The 22,070-nt window shown below is 57.5% G+C and carries 18 protein-coding genes; 6 read left to right on the top strand and 12 right to left on the bottom strand.

Annotation, left to right across the window (positions count from 1 at the left end; all coding sequences use genetic code 11):
* Window positions 1-6: 6 nt before the first annotated feature.
* Together RRU01S_RS13665 and RRU01S_RS13660 are read right to left on the bottom strand one after the other, a co-directional pair.
* Window positions 7-1,932, bottom strand: a complete 1,926-nt coding sequence (locus tag RRU01S_RS13665; protein ID WP_081880074.1) for an autotransporter assembly complex protein TamA — start codon at window positions 1,930-1,932, stop codon at window positions 7-9.
* A gap of 170 nt (window positions 1,933-2,102) precedes the next feature.
* Complete coding sequence (locus tag RRU01S_RS13660; protein WP_045230832.1) at window positions 2,103-2,354, bottom strand: YMGG-like glycine zipper-containing protein; 252 nt, start codon at window positions 2,352-2,354, stop codon at window positions 2,103-2,105.
* Between the two features lie 371 nt (window positions 2,355-2,725).
* Between RRU01S_RS13660 and hemA the strand changes: the two genes are divergently transcribed.
* Window positions 2,726-3,943, top strand: coding sequence for a 5-aminolevulinate synthase (gene hemA, locus RRU01S_RS13655; RefSeq protein WP_045230831.1), 1,218 nt, complete (start codon window positions 2,726-2,728; stop codon window positions 3,941-3,943).
* A gap of 30 nt (window positions 3,944-3,973) precedes the next feature.
* Here hemA and dxr read toward each other — a convergent pair whose 3' ends face one another.
* Window positions 3,974-5,173 carry a 1-deoxy-D-xylulose-5-phosphate reductoisomerase gene (gene dxr / locus RRU01S_RS13650; RefSeq protein WP_045230935.1) on the bottom strand — a complete coding sequence of 400 codons (1,200 nt, stop codon included), beginning with the start codon at window positions 5,171-5,173 and terminating at the stop codon, window positions 3,974-3,976.
* A 133-nt stretch (window positions 5,174-5,306) separates the two neighbouring features.
* Between dxr and RRU01S_RS13645 the strand changes: the two genes are divergently transcribed.
* Both RRU01S_RS13645 and RRU01S_RS13640 read left to right on the top strand, forming a co-directional pair.
* Window positions 5,307-5,999 (top strand): phosphatase PAP2 family protein, encoded by a 693-nt coding sequence (locus RRU01S_RS13645; protein ID WP_045230934.1) that lies wholly within the window; start codon window positions 5,307-5,309, stop codon window positions 5,997-5,999.
* 17 nt (window positions 6,000-6,016) lie between these two features.
* Window positions 6,017-7,243: an FAD-dependent oxidoreductase gene (locus RRU01S_RS13640; RefSeq protein ID WP_045230830.1), complete on the top strand. Its 1,227-nt coding sequence runs from the start codon at window positions 6,017-6,019 to the stop codon at window positions 7,241-7,243.
* On the opposite strand, the gene RRU01S_RS13635 is transcribed toward RRU01S_RS13640, so the two are convergent.
* From RRU01S_RS13635 to RRU01S_RS13605, 7 genes are all read right to left on the bottom strand, one after another.
* A complete protein-coding gene (locus RRU01S_RS13635; RefSeq protein WP_108722641.1) occupies window positions 7,233-8,420 on the bottom strand; it encodes a glycosyltransferase family protein in 1,188 nt (395 codons plus the stop codon). The genes RRU01S_RS13640 and RRU01S_RS13635 overlap by 11 nt on opposite strands.
* Window positions 8,402-9,628 carry a glycosyltransferase gene (locus RRU01S_RS13630; protein WP_045230933.1) on the bottom strand — a complete coding sequence of 409 codons (1,227 nt, stop codon included), beginning with the start codon at window positions 9,626-9,628 and terminating at the stop codon, window positions 8,402-8,404. The genes RRU01S_RS13635 and RRU01S_RS13630 overlap by 19 nt, the downstream gene beginning before the upstream one ends.
* 44 nt (window positions 9,629-9,672) lie before the next feature.
* Entirely contained in the window at window positions 9,673-10,881 is a 1,209-nt protein-coding gene (locus RRU01S_RS13625; protein WP_045230828.1) for a glycosyltransferase family protein, read from the bottom strand.
* Between the two features lie 70 nt (window positions 10,882-10,951).
* Window positions 10,952-12,127: an ABC transporter permease gene (locus RRU01S_RS13620; protein ID WP_045230827.1), complete on the bottom strand. Its 1,176-nt coding sequence runs from the start codon at window positions 12,125-12,127 to the stop codon at window positions 10,952-10,954.
* Window positions 12,124-13,122, bottom strand: coding sequence for an ABC transporter permease (locus RRU01S_RS13615; RefSeq protein WP_045230826.1), 999 nt, complete (start codon window positions 13,120-13,122; stop codon window positions 12,124-12,126). Before RRU01S_RS13615 ends, RRU01S_RS13620 begins: the two co-directional genes overlap by 4 nt.
* Before the next feature lies 1 nt (window position 13,123).
* Window positions 13,124-15,025, bottom strand: coding sequence for an ABC transporter substrate-binding protein (locus tag RRU01S_RS13610; RefSeq protein ID WP_045230825.1), 1,902 nt, complete (start codon window positions 15,023-15,025; stop codon window positions 13,124-13,126).
* Window positions 15,022-16,914 (bottom strand): ABC transporter ATP-binding protein, encoded by a 1,893-nt coding sequence (locus RRU01S_RS13605; protein ID WP_045230824.1) that lies wholly within the window; start codon window positions 16,912-16,914, stop codon window positions 15,022-15,024. The genes RRU01S_RS13610 and RRU01S_RS13605 overlap by 4 nt, the downstream gene beginning before the upstream one ends.
* A 197-nt stretch (window positions 16,915-17,111) precedes the next feature.
* On the opposite strand from RRU01S_RS13605, the gene RRU01S_RS13600 reads away from it, so the two are divergent.
* A complete protein-coding gene (locus RRU01S_RS13600) occupies window positions 17,112-18,068 on the top strand; it encodes a glycosyltransferase (RefSeq protein ID WP_045230932.1) in 957 nt (318 codons plus the stop codon).
* Here RRU01S_RS13600 and RRU01S_RS13595 read toward each other — a convergent pair.
* The gene (locus RRU01S_RS13595) at window positions 18,060-18,803 is read right to left on the bottom strand and encodes a polysaccharide deacetylase family protein (RefSeq protein WP_045230823.1); all 744 of its coding nucleotides are present in this window, start codon (window positions 18,801-18,803) and stop codon (window positions 18,060-18,062) included. The genes RRU01S_RS13600 and RRU01S_RS13595 overlap by 9 nt on opposite strands.
* Window positions 18,800-19,897: a glycosyltransferase family 4 protein gene (locus RRU01S_RS13590; protein ID WP_045230822.1), complete on the bottom strand. Its 1,098-nt coding sequence runs from the start codon at window positions 19,895-19,897 to the stop codon at window positions 18,800-18,802. The genes RRU01S_RS13595 and RRU01S_RS13590 overlap by 4 nt, the downstream gene beginning before the upstream one ends.
* A 104-nt stretch (window positions 19,898-20,001) precedes the next feature.
* Between RRU01S_RS13590 and RRU01S_RS13585 the strand changes: the two genes are divergently transcribed.
* Window positions 20,002-21,363 carry a nucleotide sugar dehydrogenase gene (locus tag RRU01S_RS13585; protein WP_108722640.1) on the top strand — a complete coding sequence of 454 codons (1,362 nt, stop codon included), beginning with the start codon at window positions 20,002-20,004 and terminating at the stop codon, window positions 21,361-21,363.
* A 13-nt stretch (window positions 21,364-21,376) separates the two neighbouring features.
* Window positions 21,377-21,856: a class I SAM-dependent methyltransferase gene (locus tag RRU01S_RS13580; protein WP_045230821.1), complete on the top strand. Its 480-nt coding sequence runs from the start codon at window positions 21,377-21,379 to the stop codon at window positions 21,854-21,856.
* Window positions 21,857-22,070 lie beyond the last annotated feature (214 nt).

Here is a 22,070-nt window from a genome sequence, read left to right as displayed (position 1 = left end):
GTTCGCTTAGAACGCCTGACCGATGCCAGCATAAATGCCGAAGCTGCTTCCATTTTCATATTTTTTCAGCGGCATGGCCACATCGAGGCGCAGAGGACCGAACGGTGTCGCATAACGAAGCCCAATGCCTGCACCGGCGCGGATATCGGAAAAATCGGGAGCAAGGTCGGAGGAGACAACGCCCGCATCCACGAACGGGACAAGTCCAATGGTGTCCGTGACCTTGATGCGCGCTTCCACCGATGAGACGACGTAGGAACGCCCGCCTGTCGCCTCGCCGTCCGCATTGTAGGGCGAGATTTCCTGATAGCTGTAACCGCGCACCGAGCCGCCGCCGCCTGCGTAGAAACGCCTCGTTGCGGGAACGTCTTCCAAAGAGCTTGCACCGACCAGCAGGCCGCCCGCGATCTTTCCAGCCAGCACCACCTGATCATCGGACCCAAGCCCCTTATAGGCGGTGGTGGAGCCTTCGAAGGAGGTGAAGAATGTCCCGTTCAGCGCTTCGAAACTCGGCTGGGCCGAGATTGCCGCCCGGAAACCTTCGGTGGGGTTCAGCTTGTCGTCGCGCCGGTCGCGCACGAATTCCAGTGGTATGGATGTGGTCAGATACTGGTTGTTGCCAAAGGCGTCGTCGGCATCCGTCCACTCGACCTCGAGACCCGCAGACGCGGTATCGTAGTCGTTGAACTCATAGGAAAATCCGCCATAGCCGGTGATCGATCTCGCATCATAGCTATCGGGATGCTCGGTTTTGGCTTTCAGGCTTGCCGTAAACGTTGTCTCAGGATTGAAGATGCCGGGCTTGGTGAAGATGATCCCGGCGGAATAGTCCATATCCTTGACATTGGATGCTTCACCCAGCCGTGAAACCGCGCCTTCGATGCGCAACGATTCGGCTTTGCCGAACAGATTGCGGTGGCCCCAGTAGCCCTGAAGACCAATGCCTTCGGTGGTGGAATATTGCGCACCTAGACCCAGATAACGGTGCTTGCCTTCCGAGACCTCGATGGTGAGCGGAATGCTGCCATTGCGCGACAGCGCGTTTGCTTCCTTGATGGTGATGCTGGAGAAGACGCCAAGCTTGCGCAAGCGGTCCGAGGCCTTGCGCAATTTTTCCGGCGAATAGGGCTCGCCGCCGTTCAAACGTGAATAGCGCCGGATGAAATCGCCATCGACCGTCTTCTCGCCTTTTACCGCGACTTCGCCCAACGGCGCGATCGGGCCCCCTTCGGCGGACAAGGTCAGATCGACGGTGTTGGTTGCGTGGTTGGCAACAGCTTCCCGCTTGGTCAGTTTTGCGAGCGGTCGGCCTTCCGCCTTCAATGCTTCGATCAGCTTGTTGCCGCCGCGGATGATGGCGAGCGATCCCGCATCTCCACCCGTCACGAGGCCGTACTCGTTCAGGTCACGACCGGCGACATCGCCTTCGAGCTTGATTGCACCAAGCGTGAACACCGGGCCGGGCGTGACATCGATGACGACAGGAACCGGCGCTGAGCGGTTGAAAGACGGGTTGGGCGGAATGGCGTCGATATCCTGGCCCGCCACCGTGATTTTTACGGTACCGCCATATCGGGCATTTTCATAAAGCGCTGCCACTATCCGCTCGCGGTCGTCGCGGGCACGAATCAGAAGCCCCAGATCACCCGAAGCGGGTTTGTCCGGCTCCGACGTTAGCAATGAGCTGTTTTCGAGGCTCTTTCGTAGCTTGTCGTCTGCGCCGGTCGCGTTGAGCGTAACTGTGAACTTGACCGGATCGAGGACCTCTTGCTCCTTGTCATCGGAGCCGAAAAGAGTGATGCCGAAAATCTTCAGCGCATAGGCATCCCGAACGAACCAGGGAGATAGCGTCACGGATGCAGCAACCGCCATAGCAGTGCCAGCCTTCCAGAACGCAATACTCTTCTTTGGGTCTGTGTGTCGGTTTGACATACGCTACTTTTATGGTTGAGGATTTATTATCGGCCCCACCGGTTTCCCGTCCGTTAACAGGGCAGTTTAATCACAAAAGGGGTGATTGACACCCACAAAAGCGTATTTTTCCAGCACAAACGCAAAAGCCCCGGAGAACCGGGGCCTTCGTTTCTTCATTGTTGGCGGTATTAGCGGCAACGAGCGGTGTAACGCTGACCGTACTGGTCGCGATAGTAGCAATAGCCTGGCTCGGAAGCGTTACCGATCAGTGCACCGCCAACGCCACCGATGGCTGCGCCCACGGCTGCGCCACGAACGTTGCCTGTGACTGCGCCGCCGATGACAGCACCGGAAACGGCACCAATGGACGCGCCCTTTTCAGTCTGCGTGCAGCCTGCAAGTGTCAAACCGATTGCGGCGAAAATAATGGCCTTCTTCATGAACTCTCTCCAACGTTACAATGAGCTCTGTGGCTCTTTGGTAGGCGTCCCATAACTCATCTGCGGCGACTGCTACCTCCGACCGCTACAGATGTTTAACAAGTCGAGTGTGTTTATGGAAGCGTCCCTTAGCAGGCTGCGTCCCGGCCCCAATCGATTGTGCCCTACTGAACGGGCAGAGCATGGAAAAGTTCCATTTTTGTCGTCATTTGATGTGAATCAATTTTACGGGTTGATGAATCTCTTATATGTGTTTCTGGAATGGTTCAAAAGTGAGGGCGAATTGACGCAGTTTCGTGCAAACGGCGTTGAGGGGGTTGACGGTTTAGAGAGGTGAGCCGACAACGACGACAAGAATTCTGGAGCATGGAATGGACTTCGAGGCATACTTCAAGACCGAGCTGGATGGCTTGCATTCGGAAGGTCGATACCGCGTATTCGCCGACCTAGAGCGGCAGCAGGGGAATTTTCCGCGCGCGACACGCTATACCGCAGATGGCGAAAAAAGAGACGTCACGGTCTGGTGCTCCAATGATTATCTCGGCATGGGACAAAACCCCAAAGTCGTCGAAGCCATGAAGGCGGCCATTGATCACTGTGGCGCGGGTGCGGGAGGCACCCGGAATATTTCTGGCACCAACCATTACCATGTCAAACTCGAGCGGGAGCTTGCCGATCTGCATGGCAAGGAATCGGCGCTGATTTTCACCTCCGGCTATGTTTCCAACTGGGCAACGCTCGGTACACTCGGCCAGAAAATCCCCGGCCTGATCATTTTCTCCGATGCTCTCAACCACGCCTCGATGATCGAGGGCATTCGGTACGGGCGCTGTGAGAAGGTCATCTGGAAGCATAACGACCTCGACGATCTCGAAGCCAAGCTGAAAGCAGCGGACCCATCTGCTCCGAAGATGATCGCGTTCGAATCGGTCTACTCGATGGACGGCGACATCTCGCCGATCAAGGAAATCTGCGATCTGGCCGATAAATACGGTGCGATGACCTATCTCGATGAGGTTCACGCGGTCGGCATGTATGGTCCGCGCGGCGGCGGCATTGCCGAACGCGAAGGTCTGATGGATCGCTTGACGATTATCGAGGGCACGCTGGGCAAGGCATTTGGCGTGATGGGCGGTTACATCGCCGCGTCGGAAGCCCTGTGCGACTTCATCCGTTCGTTCGCGTCCGGCTTCATCTTTACAACCGCACTGCCGCCGTCACTGGCCGCTGGCGCTGTTGCGTCCATCCAGCATTTGAAGGCGAGCCCGTTTGAACGCGCCCGTCATCAGGAACGGGTGCGGACATTGCGTGCGATGCTAGACAAAAGCGGTATTCCGCATATGCCCAACCCCAGCCACATCGTGCCGGTGATGGTTGGCGACGCAGCCAAGTGCAAGTGGATTTCCGATATCCTGCTCGACGATCACGGCGTTTACGTGCAACCGATCAATTATCCGACGGTACCGCGTAAAACCGAACGGCTCCGCATCACGCCGACGCCGCTGCACACAGACGCCGATCTGGAACAGCTTGTCGGTGCGCTGCATCAGCTTTGGGCGCGATGTGCTCTGGCAAGGGCGGTCGCCTAAGTCAAAATCAAGAATGAAAAAAAGGCCGCTTTAAGCGGCCTTTTGTTTTTGTGAGATCGCTTCCTGCGCATAGATGCGCGCTTGCTCGTCGGTAGCAAGTACGTCTTCGATGGTCTCCGCCACCTGGCCGTTGTTCAGGCGGTCCATCGTCATCTCAACGATATCGGCCATATCGAGAAAGCCGATCTGGCCATCCACGAAGGCGTGAAATGCGGTTTCATCGGCTGCGTTCAACACGGCACCCTGCGCCCCGCCGCGTTCCAGTGCAGTTCTGGCAAGCCGAAGAGCCGGGAAGCGGACCTCGTCTGGGGCTTCGAAGTCCAGCCGTGCCAATTTGGTGAAATCCAGCCGTTCCACGTCGATCTCGCCACGGGCGGGGTAGGTGAGGGCATAGGCGATGGCCGTGCGCATATCCGGGCAGCCGAGCTGAGCGATCACCGATCCATCCGTATAGGCGACCATGGAATGGATGATCGATTGCGGGTGCACGATCACCTCGATCTGGTCTGGACGAAGATCGAACAGGTATTTCGCCTCGATCATCTCCAGCGCCTTGTTGAACATGGACGCGCTGCCGATGGAAACCTTGAGGCCCATCGACCAGTTGGGGTGGGCGCGGGCGGTCTCTGCCGTCACGCCTGCCATTTGCTCGCGGGTGAAGGTGCGGAATGGACCGCCGGATGCGGTCAGCACGATGCGCTCGATATTCGCCTTGTTCGCCGGCTCAAGACATTGGAAGATCGCGCTGTGTTCGCTGTCGACCGGAATCAACTGCCCACCGCCCTGGACGACGCTGCGGATGAAAACGTCTCCGGCAGACACGAGGCATTCCTTGTTGGCGAGCGCGATATTGGCACCGCGCCGCGCCGCTGTCAGCGTGGGTTCCAGACCTGGTGTTCCGGCAATGGCCGCCATCACCCAGTCCGCGTCCATCTCGGCTGCTTCCTGCAAACCGCTCCTGCCGGAGGCAACCTTTATATCGCTGCCAGCCAGTGCGCCCTTGAGCGCCTCGTAATTATCGTCTTCGGAGGTAACGGCCAGCTTTACGCCCAGCGCCAGCGCCTGTTCTGCCAGAAGCGCGATATTTCCAGCCCCTGTTAGCGCCATCACGTCGAACCGGTCGCGTCCACCAAGCTGGTTGATGACATCGACCGTGTTGGTGCCGATGGAGCCGGTGGAGCCCAGAACGGTCAGTTTTTCGGGTGCAGTGGGGCGCTTTGGGTGCGTCATGTCAATCCGGATTTTCTCAACTTTGTCATGCAAGCGTCTACAAGTGAAAGGTGAGCATAACAAGGAGGAAAGCCACTCTTGTGTTTGGTCTGAACCATCAGCATATTCCAGACTATTCATGAAGAGGAATGGCATGCGACGCTTTTTTGTTTCCAGTGGCTGGATTTTGGCCGCGACTTTCGTTCTTGTGCTGGTCTTTATTCCTTTCGATCCCGTTATTTCGCAACGCGCGCAAGCACTTCCGGGCTCCGTCATCGGTTTCAACAAGGCGATCACCGATTTCGGCACGTTCCGCTGGATGCTCTATAGCACCGGGCTTCTGGCAATTGTCGCTTATACTGCCACGCGCGTGCTGGCGAGCTACTCCTATGCCAGCCGCATCAAAACGGCATGGCGGTTGTTGCTGTATTTCTTCCTGACCATCGGCATGGCCAGCATTCTCGTGCACGTGCTGAAATTTCTGATCGGGCGCGCAAGGCCTGAACTTTTGATGGACATGGGCGCTTACAGCCTCACACCTTTCACCGGTGACAATCTCTATGAGAGTTTTCCTTCGGGACATTCGGCAGCAGCAGGGGCGTTTTTCGGCGCATTCCTGATGCTCATCCCGCGCTTCCGTTTCGTTTTCATCGGCCTTGCCTTGGTCATCGGCGTTTCACGGGTGATCGTCGGTGCGCATTATCCAAGCGATGTCGCGGCAGGTTTGCTGTTGGGAACATGGACGGCGATGGCGTTCGCTTTTATCTTCGCACGCTCCGAATGGTTGTTCCGTTTGGACGCAAATGGCTGGCCACATCCCAAGAATGCGGTTAGCCCCGCTGTTTGAGCGGTAAGGGGACGTCAATGGAAAACATGGATACGGATCGGTCGATCAAAACCACGGTCGCGATAGCGGGTGGCGGACCGGCTGGCACGATGCTGGGGCTGTTGCTGGCTCGCGCCAATGTCGACGTCACCGTCATCGAAAAACACAGCGACTTTCTGCGGGATTTTCGCGGCGATACCATTCATCCCTCCACGCTCGATATCATCGACCAACTCGGGTTCATCAGGGAATTTCTGGCGCTGCCGCACACGCGGGCGGAAAAGTTGCATGCGGAGATCGGCGATCAGAAAGTCACGATTGCCGATTTCTCCTGGTTACCGGTCAAGAACCGCTTCATCGCCTTCATGCCGCAATGGGATTTTCTGAATTTCCTCGCAGGCAAGGCCGGGCAGTTCGAGAATTTTAGACTGCTGATGAATGCGCCGGTGACTGACCTCCTTCAGGATGGAGGCAAGGTCCACGGTCTCAAAGTCGAGACGCCGGAAGGTCTCCTGACCATCGAAGCAGATCTCGTTATCGGTGCCGACGGGCGCAATTCGGTTATCAGGGACAAGGCCGGTCTGGAAATCCAGCGTTTCGGTGTTCCCACCGAAGTGGTGTGGATGCGCCTGTCGAAACAACCCGGTGATCCCCAGGAGACAATGGGGCATGCGGGTCCGCAACAGGGTTTCGTGCTGATCGACCGGGGCGATTACTGGCAGTGCGGCTACGTGGTGCGCAAAGGCTCCTATGCCGAATTCCAGGAGAAGGGTCTAGAGGCGTTTCGCGACCGCGTTGCCGAGGTCTGCCCTTTGCCGCGCGAACGCCTTTCGGAAATTCAAAGCTGGGACGATGCATGGCTGTTGACGGTGCGCATCGACAGGCTGACACAATGGTGGAAACCGGGTTTGATCTGCATCGGGGATGCTGCCCACGCCATGTCGCCGATTGGCGGTGTGGGCGTCAACCTTGCCATTCAGGATGCGGTGGCGGTGGCGAATGTGATCATTCCGATCCTATCGTCCAGGCGCGCAATCACCGATGCCGATCTGGCGGCAATCGAGAAGCGCCGTTCTTTTCCGACCAAGGCAACGCAGCGCTTGCAATTGATGATGCGCAGCAAAAACAAGAAGGATCAGGCCGACGTCAAAAAGGCGAAGGGGCCGCCTGCCTTCGTGCTGGCCATCATGCGCTTTCCGCTGCTCGCGCATCTGGCGGGCAGGGTGATCGGGCTCGGTTTCCGGCGCGAAAAACTCAGATACTGAGCTTGTCGAATTCTCGTTCTTCGTAGAAACGGCGCAATATTCTTGCTGTGCCTGCCGCACCATCCAGATCGAGATCGATTTTATCCGGTTCCGGCAGGTTCAGCGCCACATTAATGGCCTCTGCCATGGATTGCGGCGATATGGCGCTTTCTTCCAGAACGTGGGCAACGCCCAGTTTTGCGAGGCGAGACGCACGCGCGCCCTGCTCTGTTTCACCGCTGGCAGCGAAAGGAATGAGAAGCGAGCGGCATTTTGCCTGCAAGATGTCGCAGACCGTGTTGTAGCCCGCTTGCGAAATGGAAAGCCGGGCACCCGACAGCAGGCTGGCAAAATCCTTGCGGAAACGAAACACCGAGATGCCGTCGCCTGCCTGCTCGGAAATGGCGTCGAAATCCGCCTTCGGCATGTTGGGACCGGTGATGAGGCACCAGCTTTTGACGTGATCGAGCTTTGGAGCGGCTTCCAGTGCAGCACGGATCAGCGTTGCCCCCACCGCGCCGCCGCCTGCGGAAACGACGACATCGAAGCGTTCCTGTGGTGGTTCCGGTTTGGCCGCAGCCACGAGGCCGGTATAGACGATCCGCTGGCTGATCTGATCCGCCAGCGGAAAGGTCTCTTCCAGCCGCACGAAGTTCGGATCGCCATGCACCAGAACCGTGTCGAAATGCTTTTTGACCAGCGCAATGGTTTCCTCATCACGGCCCGGCTTGGCGCGTTCCTGAAGAATATCGCGCAAGGATGTCATTACCAGCGGACGCTCGATGCTTCGCTCGATGGCGTCCAAAAGCGGCAGGAGTTCAAAACGCACCTGCCTGCGTCCAAACGGAAACGCCTCGATGATGACGATATCAGGCCGTGCGCCGTGATAGGCACCCAGTAGCATGCTGGTGCGGTCATCCTTGAATGTGTCATCCACCGGCTGACCCGTGGCATCCACGAGGCCGGAGAAGTTGCCGTCGCTGACGGCAATCGGCGGCAGTTCGATATGGCGGATGCCTTCGCCGGGAAATCCCGGGACCGGCTTTCCGCCCGTCACCAACGTCACATCGAATCCATCCGCGACCAAGGCACGTGCGACACGGCTGGCACGAGCGATGTGGCCGATGCCGAGCAGATGCTGAACATAGAAGAAGACGCGAGGAGCAGATTTTTTTGCGGTCACAGGTCTTTCTCCCATTCCTGCTCGAACAATGCTTTCAACTCTGTGATGCTATTGCGATGATCAAATGACGTTCGGACCCTGTTTTCCGCCGCGTCGCCAAGTTTTGTCCGAAGGCCGGGATCAGTGATCACGCTCAGCAGAGCTTGCGAAAAGGCGGTCGCATCTTCGGGCTCTGTCAGCAACCCGTTTTCGCCATCGATGAAGAATTCGGGAATGCCTGAAATGTTGGTGGAAATGCAGGCAAGGTTCTGGCTCGCTGCCTCCACCAAGACGTTCGGCAGTCCATCACGATCACCATCGCTGGTGATGCGGCAGGCGAGCGCGAACAGATCGGCCTGTCGGTAATGTTCCAAAACCTGTTTCTGCTCCATCGCCCCCGTCCACTCGATGCGCTCGGAAAGGCCGAGTTCGTCTGCCAGTGCCTTAAGTGTCGCTAACTCATCGCCGCCGCCGATATGGGTAAAACGCCAGTGCAGTGATGACGGCAGAGCAGCCAAGGCCTGCAAAAGGATGTCGATACCCTTTTTCTTTACGGCACGGCCGACGCTCAAGATTCGGACCGGATCATCAGGATCGGAGCCGTCGCGTGATGGACGTGGACCTTCGAAATGCGGAAAGCGCGTCAGATCGAGACCGTGATAGCTGAGGTGAACCTTGGTCTTGTCGCTCGAGAGATTTTGCAGATGCCTGAAACCACTGGCCGTACAGGTCACGGCCCAGCGGGCGCTGTCGAGCTTCGCCGAGAGATTCCGATCGCTGGAGGTCCAGATATCCTTGGCGTGGGCAGAGATCGTCCAGGGCGTACCGGTGATCAGATGGGTGTAAGCGGCGACCGATGCCGGTGTGTGGATGAAATGGACGTGCAACCACCCGGCATCATCAGGCCATTCATGTGCCAACACAGCCGCCTGTCCAAAGCGGCGGAAGCGATTGCGAGTCAGATCGTGTCGCAAGTCGTGGCCAAAGCAGCGAAGCGCCTTACCGAAACCGGGTTTACTCCGGCAGGCCCAGAGCGCTTTCAGCACGCGCAACGGTTCTTCGTGCAGATATTCCGGAAGGTAGGTTACATTGGCGCGGATTTCATCATGCACCGGGTGGCGCTTCTTGTCCGTCGGGCGGCGCATGGAAACAAGCTCCAGCTCGAGCCCTGCCTTTTCAAGCCCCAGAAGTTCCTGTGCAATGAAGGTCTCCGAAAGGCGCGGATAGCCTTTCAGGAGAACCATGATTTTCTTTTTGACGGTCACGATGTCAGCGTCACTTTCCGGGCTCAAGCGCGGGGGATCGCGGCTTTTGCGGTATCGTCCGTCTGAAGCCATTCGGCAATCCGTTTGGAAATATTTTCCAGCCCGTCGAGCTTGAGGTTTCTGCCATTGGCCGAAGGCGGCGCGCGTTTCAGCAAATCCTTGAGCGCCTGCGCCATTTTTTGCGGGTTTTCAGCCTCTTCGGGCACCAGCATATCGAACAGACCCAGTTCCGATGCGCGGCTTGCGCGGATCAACTGTTCCTCGCGGGGCACGATACGGGGCACGATCAGCGCCGGCTTGTCGAAGGACAGGATTTCGCACACCGTGTTGTAACCGCCCATGGACACGACAGCCTTGGCGCCCGCAACGATGTCTTCCATGCGATTGTCGAACCCGATGATCTCGATATGGGGAATGTCGGATATGTTCTGCATGAAGCGCGCGCGTTGATCTCCCGGCATATAGGGGCCCAGCACGATCAGGGCTTTTTGCGTGAGTTCCGGATCGGCCTTGTAGGCATTGATCACATCGTCGATCAATTCGCTGCCGTCGCCACCGCCGCCGGTCGTTACCAGAATATAATCGCCATCAGTGCGATGCGATGGGCTTTCCGACTGTGTTTTCGAGCGTTGCAAGAAGCCGACGAAATCCATCTTTTCCCGCACTTTCGGCGGGACATCCAACCCGGTCAGCGGATCGTGGAAGTCAGGCGGGCCATAGACCCAGACGTGATCATAATAGCGCTCGATCTTGGTCAGAACATCGTTGCGCTTCCACTCGGCTTCCAGCAGTTGCGGCGCGTCCATTACGTCGCGAAGGCCAATGACGAGTTTGGTGCCCCTCTCCTTCAGATAAGCGAGCGTCTCTTCCACCTCGCCGCGAAGCCCCATGGGCTCCTTGTCGACGATGAAGATGTCTGGCTGGAAGCTTTCAGCGGTGTGATAGATGATCGAACGGCGCATCTTCAGGGTTTCCTGAAGGTCGATGTGCTGATCAAGCGAGGTGTATTCACCGTTTCTGAGCTTGATGACGCTGGGGATTTTCACGAAATCGACGCGGGCACGGTAGTCAAATGCACCGGCAATGGTCGCACCGGATATGATCAGCACATTCAGGCCACGATAATCCTCCACCAGCGCATGCGCGATGGTGCGGCAGCGGCGCAGATGCCCGAGGCCGAACGAGTCGTGGCTGTACATCAAGATACGGGCATCGTTCAGACGGGTGCTCACAGCGGGCACCTCTTGTCCAGTGTCGCATGGCTGGTCGGGTTGGGTCGATGGGTCACTGGACGGTCCGTGGTTATTTAAAAGGGTCTGCCGCATCACGTAGTCCATCGCCGAAGAAATTAAAGGCCAAGATAACGAGCACCACCGGCACCGTTGGCAGAAGAAGCCACGGATACAGGGCAATCACGCTCACACTTCTCGCTTCTGTGAGCAAAATACCCCAACTTGTGATCGGTGGGCGCAGGCCAAGGCCTAAGAAGCTGAGTGCCGTTTCGCCCAGAATCATGCCCGGTATGGTCAGCGTTGCCGAGGCGATGAGATGGGACATGAAGCCGGGAATGAGATGCCGACCGATGATACGTGGCGTGCTGGCACCCATCAATTGTGCGGCCAGAACATAGTCTTCCTCGCGCAACGCCAGAAGCTTGGAGCGCACCGCGCGGGCAAGCCCGGTCCAGTCCAGAAGGCCAAGGATAAGGGTGATGCCGAGATAAACGAGGATGGGGCTCCACGTCACCGGCATGATGGCGGCGAGCGCCAGCCACAGCGGAATGCTGGGGATGGACTGCAGAACCTCGATGATGCGCTGGACGATCAGATCGAAGATGCCGCCGCGATAACCGGCCAGACCACCGATCACGATGCCGAGAACGAAGCTCATGGCGACGCCGATCAGACCAATGGTGAGCGAAATGCGCGCGCCGTAGATGATGCGCGACAGCACGTCACGCCCGAGGCGATCGGTGCCGAGCAGATACATCTGCCCGTCTTTTGCCGGGCAAACCAGGTGCACATTGCTGTCGAACAGACCCCAGAACTGGTAGTTGTCGCCACGGCAAAAGAAGCGCAGTTTCTGTACGTCCGTCGGCACGTCGGTATAAACGCGCCGCAGGTTTTCCATGTCGAGGCTCATGCTGCGTCCGTAGACGAAGGGGCCGACAAATTCGCCGTCATGAAACAGATGGATGGCCTGCGGCGGCGCATAGATGTTTTCGACGTTGCGGGTGTGCAGATTGTAGGGTGCCAGAAATTCGCAAATGAGGATCGACACGTAGACGAACAGCAGGAACGCACCGGAATAGAGCGCGAGCTTGTGCTGCTTGAACTGCCACCACATCAGCTTGAATTGCGACGCTTTGCTGAAGGCGGCAAGGCCCGATGTCGTTGGCTCGACCAGATTGGGATCGAAGGGTGCGGTCGAAACGTAATGCGGCAAGGCTTCGCCGGGCTTGGGAAGAGTGGACGTCATTTGATGTTACCACCCCCAAAGCGGATACGCGGATCGAGAATGGCAAGCGCAATGTCGGAGATCAGCACACCGATCACCGTCAGGAATGCGAGGAACATCAGGAAGGAGCCTGCCAGATACATGTCCTGGCTTTGCAGCGCACGGATCAGCATCGGGCCTGTCGTTTCCAGCGATAGAACGATGGCGGTGATCTCCGCACCGGAGATGATGGCTGGCAGGATCGAGCCGATGTCAGAGATGAAAAAGTTCAGCGCCATGCGCAGCGGATATTTCGTCAGCACCTTGAAAGGATGCAGGCCCTTGGCACGGGCGGTCACCACATACTGCTTTTGCAACTCATCCAGCAGATTGGCGCGAAGGCGCCGGATCATGCCCGCGGTTCCGGCAGTACCGATGATGAGGACGGGTATCCAGAGGTGCTCCAGAATGGACTTGAATTTGGGCCAGCTCATTGCCTGGTTTAGATATTCCCGGTCCATAAGGTGGCCGATGGAGGTGCCGAACCAGATATTGGCGAAATACATCAGGATCAGCGCCAGCATGAAGTTGGGAATGGCTATGCCGAGAAGCCCGAGAAATGTCAGGCCATAATCGCCCCAGCTATATTTATGCGTGGCCGAATAGATGCCGATGGGAAACGCGATGATCCAGGTGACGATGATGGTGACGAAGGACACCAGCATGGTCAGCCACAGGCGGTCGCCCACCACTTCGTTGACGGGTAGCTGGTACTCGAAGGAAAAGCCGAAATCGCCCACCAGCATGCCGGTTGCCCAGCGAAAGTAGCGGATCGGTGCCGGTTGGTCGAAACCGTAGCGGCTGCGCAGTTCCTCGATCTCGGCCAGATTGGCGGTTTCGCCCATGGCCCGCATCTCGGCAACATAGCTTTCGAAATAGTCGCCTGGTGGCAGTTCGATGATGGTGAAGACCAGCATCGAGATCAGGATGAGCGTCGGGATCATCACAAGCAGGCGCCCTAGAATATATCTGAGCATGTCATGCGTCTCCGTCGTACCAGAACGCGTCTGGCATATAGACACCGAGATAGGAGGTCGGCTCGAAACCGTAGAGCGCTTTTTCCGGCACGTTGCGCATCTTCTTGACATGCACGACGGGTTGAAGCGCGCTGTTGACGATACCGATGGAGAAGACCTGCTGCGAATAGATTTCCAGCATTTCCAGCCAGATGGCCCGCCGCTCTTCTTCCGTGATGCTCCGCCGCCATTTTTTCAACAGAGCCAAGAGATGCGCGGCTTCAGGAAGGTCCGGTTCGGTACCCTCCCGTCCACCAGAGAGATAGTGAATGCCCCAGACCGGCCATTGCAGCTGGTCGTCGCCCGTTGGCGCAAGGCCCGCGGGCAGCATGTCGGGGGTTGGGACGGCATTGTCCATGCCGAACCAGACAGACATCATCACTTCACCGCCCATGGCGCGTTTGCGGAAAACATCGCGTTGCGTCGGGCGGCTAGATAGCGAGATGCCGAGCTTGCGCCAATAGTCGGTCACCAGTTCCAGCACATCGGTTTCCAGCGTGCTTTCGCCCGCTGTCTCAACGATGATATGAGCAGGCCGTCCATCGGGAAGCAGGCGCACGCCCTTGTCGTTGCGCTTGGTCAGTCCCAACTCGTCCAGCAACGCATTGGCCATGGCAGGATTGAAGTCCGACCATGCTCTGGCAAATTCCGGTCGGAACAGCGAGCTTTCCGGCAGCACGGTATCTGCACTTTCCTTGGCAAGCCCGTAGAAGCAGACCATATTGATCTCATGCCGGTTGATACCGACAGACAAGGCACGGCGCATCCGCACGTCGCGGAACAGAGTTCGCCAGACCTCATCGGCACAATTCAGATTTGGCAGCAGGCAGACCCGCGAGCCCTGGCTGCGTGTCCACAGGTTCACCTTCAGCGGATACCGGTCTTCCGCATCCTTGAGGAACGTGTAGTCGTTAAAATCCAGCCCCATGAATTGCAGGTCGCTGTCGCCGGACGCCGTTTTGGCAGCGATGATTTCCGACGAGGTGACGTTAAGCAGGAAGCGGTCGAGATAGGGCAGCTGTAGGCCATTTTCGTCAACGCGGTGGTAATAGGGGTTGCGCTCGAAAATGAACTGTTCGGCTGGCGGATAGGTGATGTTGCGCCAGGCGTCGAGTGTTGGAAGATCGGGGTTTTCGGGCCGCACCTGCCGCGACATCTTGATGTGCAGGCTGCTCCAATCGTCCACCTTGTTCTTTTTCGCCAGCTTGGCGAGATTTTCCGGCGTCTGATATTTGATGTGGAACTGCTTCATATAGGCGGCTGGCAGGCACAGGCGGGCAGGAGACGCACCGGCCAGCTTTGCCAGAAAGTCCGGGTTTGGACCTTCCCATGTGTAACGAACGCTCAACCGGTCGATGACCTCGACCGTTGGCGGTTTTTCGTAGACCAGCAACTCAATGGGCGGGCCGCCCTTGTGAATTTCGCGGTTGAGCGCCACGTCTTCCCAGAAATAGCGGAAATCTTCGGTTGTGAAATCACTGCCATCGGACCATTTATGGCCATCGCGCAGCTTGAGCGTGAAGATGCGCTCTTCATCGACCGTATAGCCTTCGAGAATATCCGGCTGGAAATTGAATTTCTCGTCATAACCCACCAGCCGCGCATAGCTGTTGATCGGCATGAGCCTGATATCGCGTTGGCCACCGATCAGCATGCGCACGGAGCCACCGTGTTTGCCCGGCTCACGTCCAAGGCTTTTCAGGTTCATGACGCGGGGATTTTTCGGCAGTCGCTGGTCGATGGGCGGCAAATCGCCCTTGTCGCGTTTTTCCTTCAGGAATTCGGAATCCGTATAGGCGGCAAAGGCTTTCCATGGGGCAAAGACGGAGGCGAGGAGGGCGAGTGTCGTTCGGCGCGTGATCACGAGCGTAACTCCGCAATGTCGACATTTCCATTGGCCAGCACCAGATGGCCGCCGCCGAGATCGGCCGTCACAAGATCGGTGTCGTCGCTTTCACGAAACTGCTTGCCCCAGTCGAATTTGCCGGTGGCGCTGATTTTGGCGATGGTGCTGAAATCGAGCGGTCGATCCAGATCCGGGAACGGAACGGCGGCCAAAAGCGATTTGGTGTAGGGGTGCACGGGGTTGCGCATCAGCGCTTCACGCGGCGCAAGCTCCACGATTTTTCCCTCACACATGACAGCAACCCGGTCGGCCATATAATCCACCACAGCCAGATTGTGCGAAATGAACAGGTAGGTGAGGCCCAGCTCTTTTTGCAAATCCTTCAAAAGATTGAGAATTTGTGCCTGAACCGAAACATCGAGTGCCGAGACGGGCTCGTCGCAAATCAACAGTTCCGGCCCCAGTGTCAGGGCTCTGGCAATGCCGATGCGCTGGCGCTGACCGCCGGAAAAACTATGCGGATAGCGGTTGAGCGCGCTTTCGCCAAGGCCGATGGCTTTGAGAAGGTTACGAACTTTTTCCGCGCGATACTTGGCGTCGCCTCGACCATGAATTTCGAGCGGCTCGCTTAGAATATTGCTGACCGTCATGCGTGGCGACAGAGAAGAGATGGGGTCTTGAAACACCATCTGTATCTTCGTGCGCAATTCGCGCAGATCGCCATCCCTAGCATTCAAAACGTCGATATCGCCTTTCTTGCTGTGAAAGGTGATGGACCCCTCGTCCGGCCGCACCGCACGCATCAGGATTTTGCTGACGGTGGTTTTGCCACTGCCGCTTTCACCCACAAGGCCAAGGCATTCGCCGCGGTGAATATCGAAGCTGACGCCATTGACGGCTTTCGTGCCGGTGGACTTGCCGGAGCTGAACCAGCTCGATTTGCGCGTGGTGAATGTCTTGCTGACACTGTTGACGCTGAGCAAAACGCCTTTGGTCTTGTCGACGGTGTCAGTCTTCTTCCCGATCAGGCTTTCCTTGTCGATGATGACATCGCGGAGTGCCTTCAACCGCTCGCCCGGCTTCATGTCGAAATGCGGAACGGCGGCCATCAGGCCCTTGAGATAGGGGTGGGACGGTGAGCGGAAGATATCACTGACGGGGCCGGATTCCATGATCTCGCCCTGATAGATGACGGCCACTTCGTCGGCTATGTTGGCGACGACGCCGAGATCGTGGGTGATCAGCAGCATGCTCATGTTCAGGCGGCTTTGCAGATCGCGCAGCAGCTTGAGGATTTGTGCCTGGATCGTCACGTCGAGCGCAGTCGTCGGCTCATCGGCGATCAAAAGCGCCGGGCGACAGATCAGCGCCATGGCGATCATCGCACGCTGGCGCATGCCGCCGGACAACTCGAACGGATACATGTTGCAGATTTTTTTCGGATTGGAAAACCCGACGAGATCGAGCGTTTCCTCCATTTTTTCCTGCCGTTCACGCGGCGTCAGAATGGAGTGAATGCGCAAGGCCTCATCGACTTGGTTGCCGACCGTGTGCAGCGGTGAAAACGAGGTCATCGGTTCCTGAAAGATGAGGCCGATGCGATTTCCACGGATGGCCCGCATAGGCTTGCCATCGGGTTCCAGCTGCAAAAGATCGATCGCGCCTTTTTCAGGACGGGCGGGGTCGGAAAACAGCACGCGACCCTTCACCCGTGCCGTGCGCGGCTGAATGCCCATAATGGTCTGGCCGATGACGGATTTGCCTGAGCCGGATTCGCCCACCAGAGCCGTCACTTTGCCCGGTAAAATGCGCAGGCTGGCATTTCTGACGGCATCGATTTTGCCGCCCATCAACGAAAAGGAAACCTCGAGATTCTCGATGCGAAGCAAATCGGCGCCTGAACTCATGCCAAGGGTGTCCTCACCGTTCTTACTGTGTCTGTGGCAGTTGCTTAGGGGCCATCAAAGTTACGTTATCGCAGGGCTTTAGTTCTGTCTATGCTCCTGAAACCCCGAAAATTTCAGGAAGTTCCAATTAACCGGGGCTTGCGAAAAAACATCTATTTCGAAGATATGTATGAGTGATGAAGACAGGACGGACCGCCATGCCCGACAAAGCGTATTTCGACGATAAACTGGCCGCCGCCCGTCGCTGCATTGCCGAGGGCGATTTCGCAAATGCCCGCGCGATTTTGGATGCGCTTTCGAAAGAGCGTGACCGGCATTTGATGGGTGAGGAAACGGCGCTGGACCTGCCGCGCAGGCTCCACTCCGTCTTCTTGGCGCTTGCCAAGGCGCAGGGAGATGTCGTCAGCCGCGTCGGTTACCAATATCATCTGGTGCTTGCGCCGGAAATTTTCGAACCCTATGGCCGTTTTTCGGCGGATGAGCGTCGGGTGATTGCGGTGAAGAACCGGGAGCCGGTGCCGAAGATCCTTCACCAGATCTGGATCGGCGACAAAGACGTACCCGTATCGACACCTGCATGGGCTGCCCATGCCGAAAAACACGGGCTCGACTATCGTCTCTGGCGTGAAGTCGATCTTGAACGGGAAGGCGTTTCTTCCAACCCGATCTTTGCCGCAATGCTGGCCGAACGGGATTATCCCGGTGCGGTGGATGTGGCGCGGTATATCATCCTGTCGAAGCTGGGCGGGATCTATCTCGATTGTGACTTCTATCCAGCCCGCGATGATCTGAGCTTTTTCGATGTGCTCCCGATGATCGGGTTGACCGCTTTTGCCGAGGACGTGCCACGCAAGACGGGGCAGGGCAGTGTCCTTTTGGCCAACTCCTTCATTGCCACACCTGCCGGTCACCCTGTCTTTAGCCGGATGCTCGACGCTTTCCCCGAGATTTTGGAGAAACTGCCCAAAGCACCCGCATGGTGGGCAACCGGGCCGCTGATTTTCACCGTGGTGGCGCGATCGGGATCAGTCTCTCTGGCCGGTGGAGATTTCGTCGCGGCATGTCTGCCGGATCGCTCGCCCTTCAGCGCGGTAGAGGCCTCGTGTCTGGATTGCGACAGTGATGGGCTGCTGATCGCCTGGAAATCATGGTGACGTATGTTCAAGCCATTGGCGTGAGGAGCGCCAGCGGCACGCGGGGTGATTGGTCGTGAGGTCGAAGAGCGACTGCAGAAAAGCCCAAACGCTTTCGTCGTGATCAAGATGGTGGGTGAGGATACCCGCCATGCCGCCCGTTTCATCGGCCTGTCCTAAGCGTTCTGCTGTCTCGGCAAACAGCAGGTCATGGTTCTTGCCACCACGGGTGCCGCGCCAGTCGATGACATCGACATGGGTGTTGAGAAGTGGGAGGGCATCCGGCTTTTCGGGGCCGAAGACCGACAAGGCCCGATAACCGGCCTGCGGCAAATGCTCGATAACGGTTTGATCGATCCTGTTCCAGGGCGGTACGAGCATCGGAACGAAACGGGGGCCGTGTAGCGATTGGAGTTTGGTCAGTCCTGATTTCAACTCATCCAGCACGGTTTCCAAGGGTCTGTGAAGGCCGAGTTCGCGTTTCTTTTCCTCCGGCCTCGCGTGGTTTCGATGCGCCCAGCCGTGTATTGCAACATCGATGCCGCTCGTTGTCTCGAGCCGCTTTGCCAGCGCGTCTCCGGTTGGTTCCGGTATGACCGCCAATGTCATCGGCACTGTGTAGCGCGCGGACAGGTCGAGCAACCGATCCAATGCAGAACTTGGCTGCGTGGCATCGTCATCGCGTAGCCAGAAATCCGCGACGCTGTTTTTGCTGGCAAAATCATCCAGCGTGTCCAGAAGCAGTTTTTTGGTCATGATGTCCGTTCCGGCAGGTTTTCGAGGATGTCGTTCAATGTGGTGGCGGCGTGTTCGATGGACCGTTCGGCGGTCGCGAAATGGCGAGCTTTCTGCGCCATCGTCTGACGCAGATCGTCATTTCTCATCAATCTAACCAAAGCATAAGCATAGGCTTTGATATTGCCGGGTTCCGTGAGAATTCCGGTTTCACCATTTTTGATGACCTCCGGCACGCCTGCGATTCTCTCGGCAATCACCGGTAAACCCGCCGCCTGCGCTTCCAGATAGGCCAATCCATAGGCCTCCCCGTGTCCCGGCCAGACATAGAGTGAAGCCTGTGACAGGATTTCGGCAATGGTGCCGGCCTGTTGTTCGCCATGCCAGATGATGCGGTCTGAATCGAAGGCGTCAAAGAGACCCTCTACAGTCTTCCGTTCGGGGCCGTCTCCGATGATCTCCAATGTCCAAGGCAGCTCCTTCGGCACCAGCTTCAACGCCTCTGCCAGTGCCCGATAACTGCTCACCTTGTCGCCCGGACGCATCATTGCAACGGTGGCTAAGCGATAGCGCGTGGAAGCAGGAGTGATTTTTGCGAAGGTCGCGGTGTCGATAAAGGGCGGCAGCTTTGCGAGACGGATGCTGGGGTCAGCGTTTGAAAGTCCCATTCTGTCGCGCTCGGTAAAGCAGATGTTGACGGCGGCGAAACGGAGATCGGCCAGAATTGCCACCTGTATGTCTGCCCAGCCCATCGCGTTTCGTTTAGGCGAATAGGATGCTTCCGCAGTCACGTAGGCAATTCCAAAGTGCTGGCAGAGTTCGGGTCCGAGAAAATCTCTCGCCTTGTAATAGGGATGATAGCAAAACCAGATGTCCGGCTTGCCATCCTTTGCCCATGTGGCGGCAATGCGCTCCCGTTCCGCTTCGGCCGTCCGCTTCAGTGTGTCGAGGCCTTCGACATCAGGCTCGCGCAGAAAACTGCGAAGCTCAGAGACCACGTCGACCTCATGCCCGGAAAGGCGCATGGCCTGCATCAACATCCGCGCCATCAACCGGTCGCCAGAGGGGACGGGATGGTTGGGCGATTTCAGCGGGGCATGGAATGCGATTTTCATGGGTCCGTTCTGCTTTGCCGTCAGGCACTTCGTCAATGGGAATTTGCCTGCGCCAAACCTTGACACTGTGCCTGTTCTCGCCCAACTGATGGGCATGTTTTTCCATGCGCGGAGCGCAATCAGCTTTGACTTCCTCTTCAAACGCACAGCAACTTCTTGGAACTATCCAGTCAAAAAAGGCGAAAGCGGGGGTTATCGGCCTCGGCTACGTCGGCTTGCCACTGGCGATGACGATTGCCCATTCCGGCTTCAATGTTATCGGTTTCGATATCGATCCGGCCAAGATCACGTCGATTGATGCCGGTGAAAGCTATATCGAAGCCGTCTCACACGATGTTTTGAACGGCGCGCGGGAAAATGGCGGCTTCGTCGCGACCTGCGATTTCGCCCAGCTTGCCGATTGCGATGTCATCGCCATCTGCGTTCCGACGCCATTGACGAAGTACCGCGATCCCGACCTGTCCTATGTCGAAAATACCTGCCGGGAAATCGCCAAGACATTGCGCCCCGGCCAGCTGATCGTGTTGGAATCCACCACCTATCCCGGCACCACGGATGGCATCGTCAAAACCATTCTGGAAAAGACGGGTTTGAAATCCGGCGTTGATTTTTTCTTGGGTTTTTCGCCGGAACGCGAAGACCCCGGCAATCGCGATTTCCAGACCTCGACCATTCCCAAGGTTGTCTCCGGTGAAGGTGCCGATGCGGCGGAACTGATGGTGGCCTTTTATGGCTCCGTCGTCAAAACCGTGGTTCCCGTCTCCACCAATGCTACGGCAGAGGCGGTGAAGATCACCGAGAACGTGTTTCGTGCCGTCAACATCGCACTCGTCAACGAATTGAAGGTCGTTTACGAAGCGATGGGCATCGACATCTGGGAGGTCATCGATGCGGCCAAGACCAAGCCCTTCGGCTATATGCCGTTTTATCCTGGCCCCGGCCTTGGTGGGCACTGCATTCCCATCGACCCTTTCTATCTGACGTGGAAGTCGCGCGAGTATGACTTGCCGACGCGCTTTATCGAGCTTGCCGGGCAGATCAACACCGGCATGCCGCGCCACATCGTCAGCCGTCTGGCCGAAGCGCTCGATATTCACCGCGGCAAGGCGCTCAGCCGCTCCAAGGTTCTGATCGTCGGCTTGGCCTATAAGAAGAACGTGCCGGATATTCGCGAAAGCCCGTCACTGAAGTTGATCGAACTCATCATCGAGCGCAGCGGCCAGCCGTCCTATTTCGATCCTTACGTCGCGGAAATCCCCAAAACCCGTGAATATAGCGACCTCCTGGGTATGAAATCCGTTGCCTGGGACCAGCAGACGATCAGCGGTTTCGATGCGGTACTCGTTGCGACCGATCACGACACGATCGATTACCAAAGCCTGAGCGAATGGTCGCCGCTGATCATCGATACGCGCAATGCCTTTGCCAAGCGCGGTATCGTCGCAAGCCACATCATCAAAGCCTGATGGAAGACAACAGATGAGCAGACTGGACAGCTTCATTCGCCGGTTGACGGCGCAGCGCGATATTCTCAACCACGTCCATGCCGATCTTAACCTTCCGGCCGGTCCCGTGATGGAAGTCGGGCTTGGCAATGGGCGCACGTTCAATCATCTGCGCGAACTGTTTCCAGATCGCCGCATCGTCGCCTTCGACCGCGCCATGGGCGCGCACGCGTCTTCCGTGCCGGCTGAAGAGGATCTGGTGATCGGTGAGATTGCGCAGACGGCGCAGGCCTATCTGGGCGTCGAGGCGGCCCTCGTTCATGCCGATATTGGCACCGGCTATCCTGAAAAGGACGCGGTGACATTGACATGGCTGCCGCAGCTTGTCGCGGGCATGCTCGTCAAAGGTGGCGTGGCAATCAGCGGGCTTCCGCTGGAGGAGAAAACGCTCAATCCTCTTCCGGTACCGCCGTCCGTTCCCACGGATCGCTACTTTCTGTATCGGAAAATCTAGAGCGTTTCCTTGTTAAATGGAATCGTTCTGCCGGAGCAGATTTTCGTCAGGACTAAGGCGATTGGTGAAGGGCATACCCAGAGGTACGGTCGAGCGGATCGCCTTAGTCCTGGCGGAAATATGTCCGGCCCTTCGGGTTGGTTGAAACGGGCCGTCTGCTCGCCCGAACGGCTTGGCCGTATGCTATGGCTACGGCACGCGCCGTCCGGACAAG

Source organism: Agrobacterium rubi TR3 = NBRC 13261 (assembly GCF_000739935.1).
Taxonomy (GTDB): Bacteria; Pseudomonadota; Alphaproteobacteria; order Rhizobiales; family Rhizobiaceae; genus Agrobacterium; species Agrobacterium rubi.
This window is presented reverse-complemented; position numbering and strand designations above follow the sequence as displayed.

Bases quoted from the DNA above. Each gene is read 5' to 3' on its own strand.
- RRU01S_RS13660 (WP_045230832.1), bottom strand. From the start codon at position 2,354: ATGAAGAAGGCCATTATTTTCGCCGCAATCGGTTTGACACTTGCAGGC.
- RRU01S_RS13630 (WP_045230933.1), bottom strand. From the start codon at position 9,628: ATGGTTCTCCTGAAAGGCTATCCGCGCCTTTCGGAGACCTTCATTGCA.
- RRU01S_RS13585 (WP_108722640.1), top strand. From the start codon at position 20,002: ATGCGCGGAGCGCAATCAGCTTTGACTTCCTCTTCAAACGCACAGCAA.
- RRU01S_RS13620 (WP_045230827.1), bottom strand. From the start codon at position 12,127: ATGACGTCCACTCTTCCCAAGCCCGGCGAAGCCTTGCCGCATTACGTT.
- dxr (WP_045230935.1), bottom strand. From the start codon at position 5,173: ATGACGCACCCAAAGCGCCCCACTGCACCCGAAAAACTGACCGTTCTG.
- RRU01S_RS13635 (WP_108722641.1), bottom strand. From the start codon at position 8,420: ATGGGAGAAAGACCTGTGACCGCAAAAAAATCTGCTCCTCGCGTCTTC.
- RRU01S_RS13615 (WP_045230826.1), bottom strand. From the start codon at position 13,122: ATGCTCAGATATATTCTAGGGCGCCTGCTTGTGATGATCCCGACGCTC.
- RRU01S_RS13665 (WP_081880074.1), bottom strand. From the start codon at position 1,932: ATGTCAAACCGACACACAGACCCAAAGAAGAGTATTGCGTTCTGGAAG.
- RRU01S_RS13600 (WP_045230932.1), top strand. From the start codon at position 17,112: ATGCCCGACAAAGCGTATTTCGACGATAAACTGGCCGCCGCCCGTCGC.
- RRU01S_RS13580 (WP_045230821.1), top strand. From the start codon at position 21,377: ATGAGCAGACTGGACAGCTTCATTCGCCGGTTGACGGCGCAGCGCGAT.
- RRU01S_RS13590 (WP_045230822.1), bottom strand. From the start codon at position 19,897: ATGAAAATCGCATTCCATGCCCCGCTGAAATCGCCCAACCATCCCGTC.
- RRU01S_RS13595 (WP_045230823.1), bottom strand. From the start codon at position 18,803: ATGACCAAAAAACTGCTTCTGGACACGCTGGATGATTTTGCCAGCAAA.
- RRU01S_RS13645 (WP_045230934.1), top strand. From the start codon at position 5,307: ATGCGACGCTTTTTTGTTTCCAGTGGCTGGATTTTGGCCGCGACTTTC.
- RRU01S_RS13605 (WP_045230824.1), bottom strand. From the start codon at position 16,914: ATGAGTTCAGGCGCCGATTTGCTTCGCATCGAGAATCTCGAGGTTTCC.
- hemA (WP_045230831.1), top strand. From the start codon at position 2,726: ATGGACTTCGAGGCATACTTCAAGACCGAGCTGGATGGCTTGCATTCG.
- RRU01S_RS13640 (WP_045230830.1), top strand. From the start codon at position 6,017: ATGGAAAACATGGATACGGATCGGTCGATCAAAACCACGGTCGCGATA.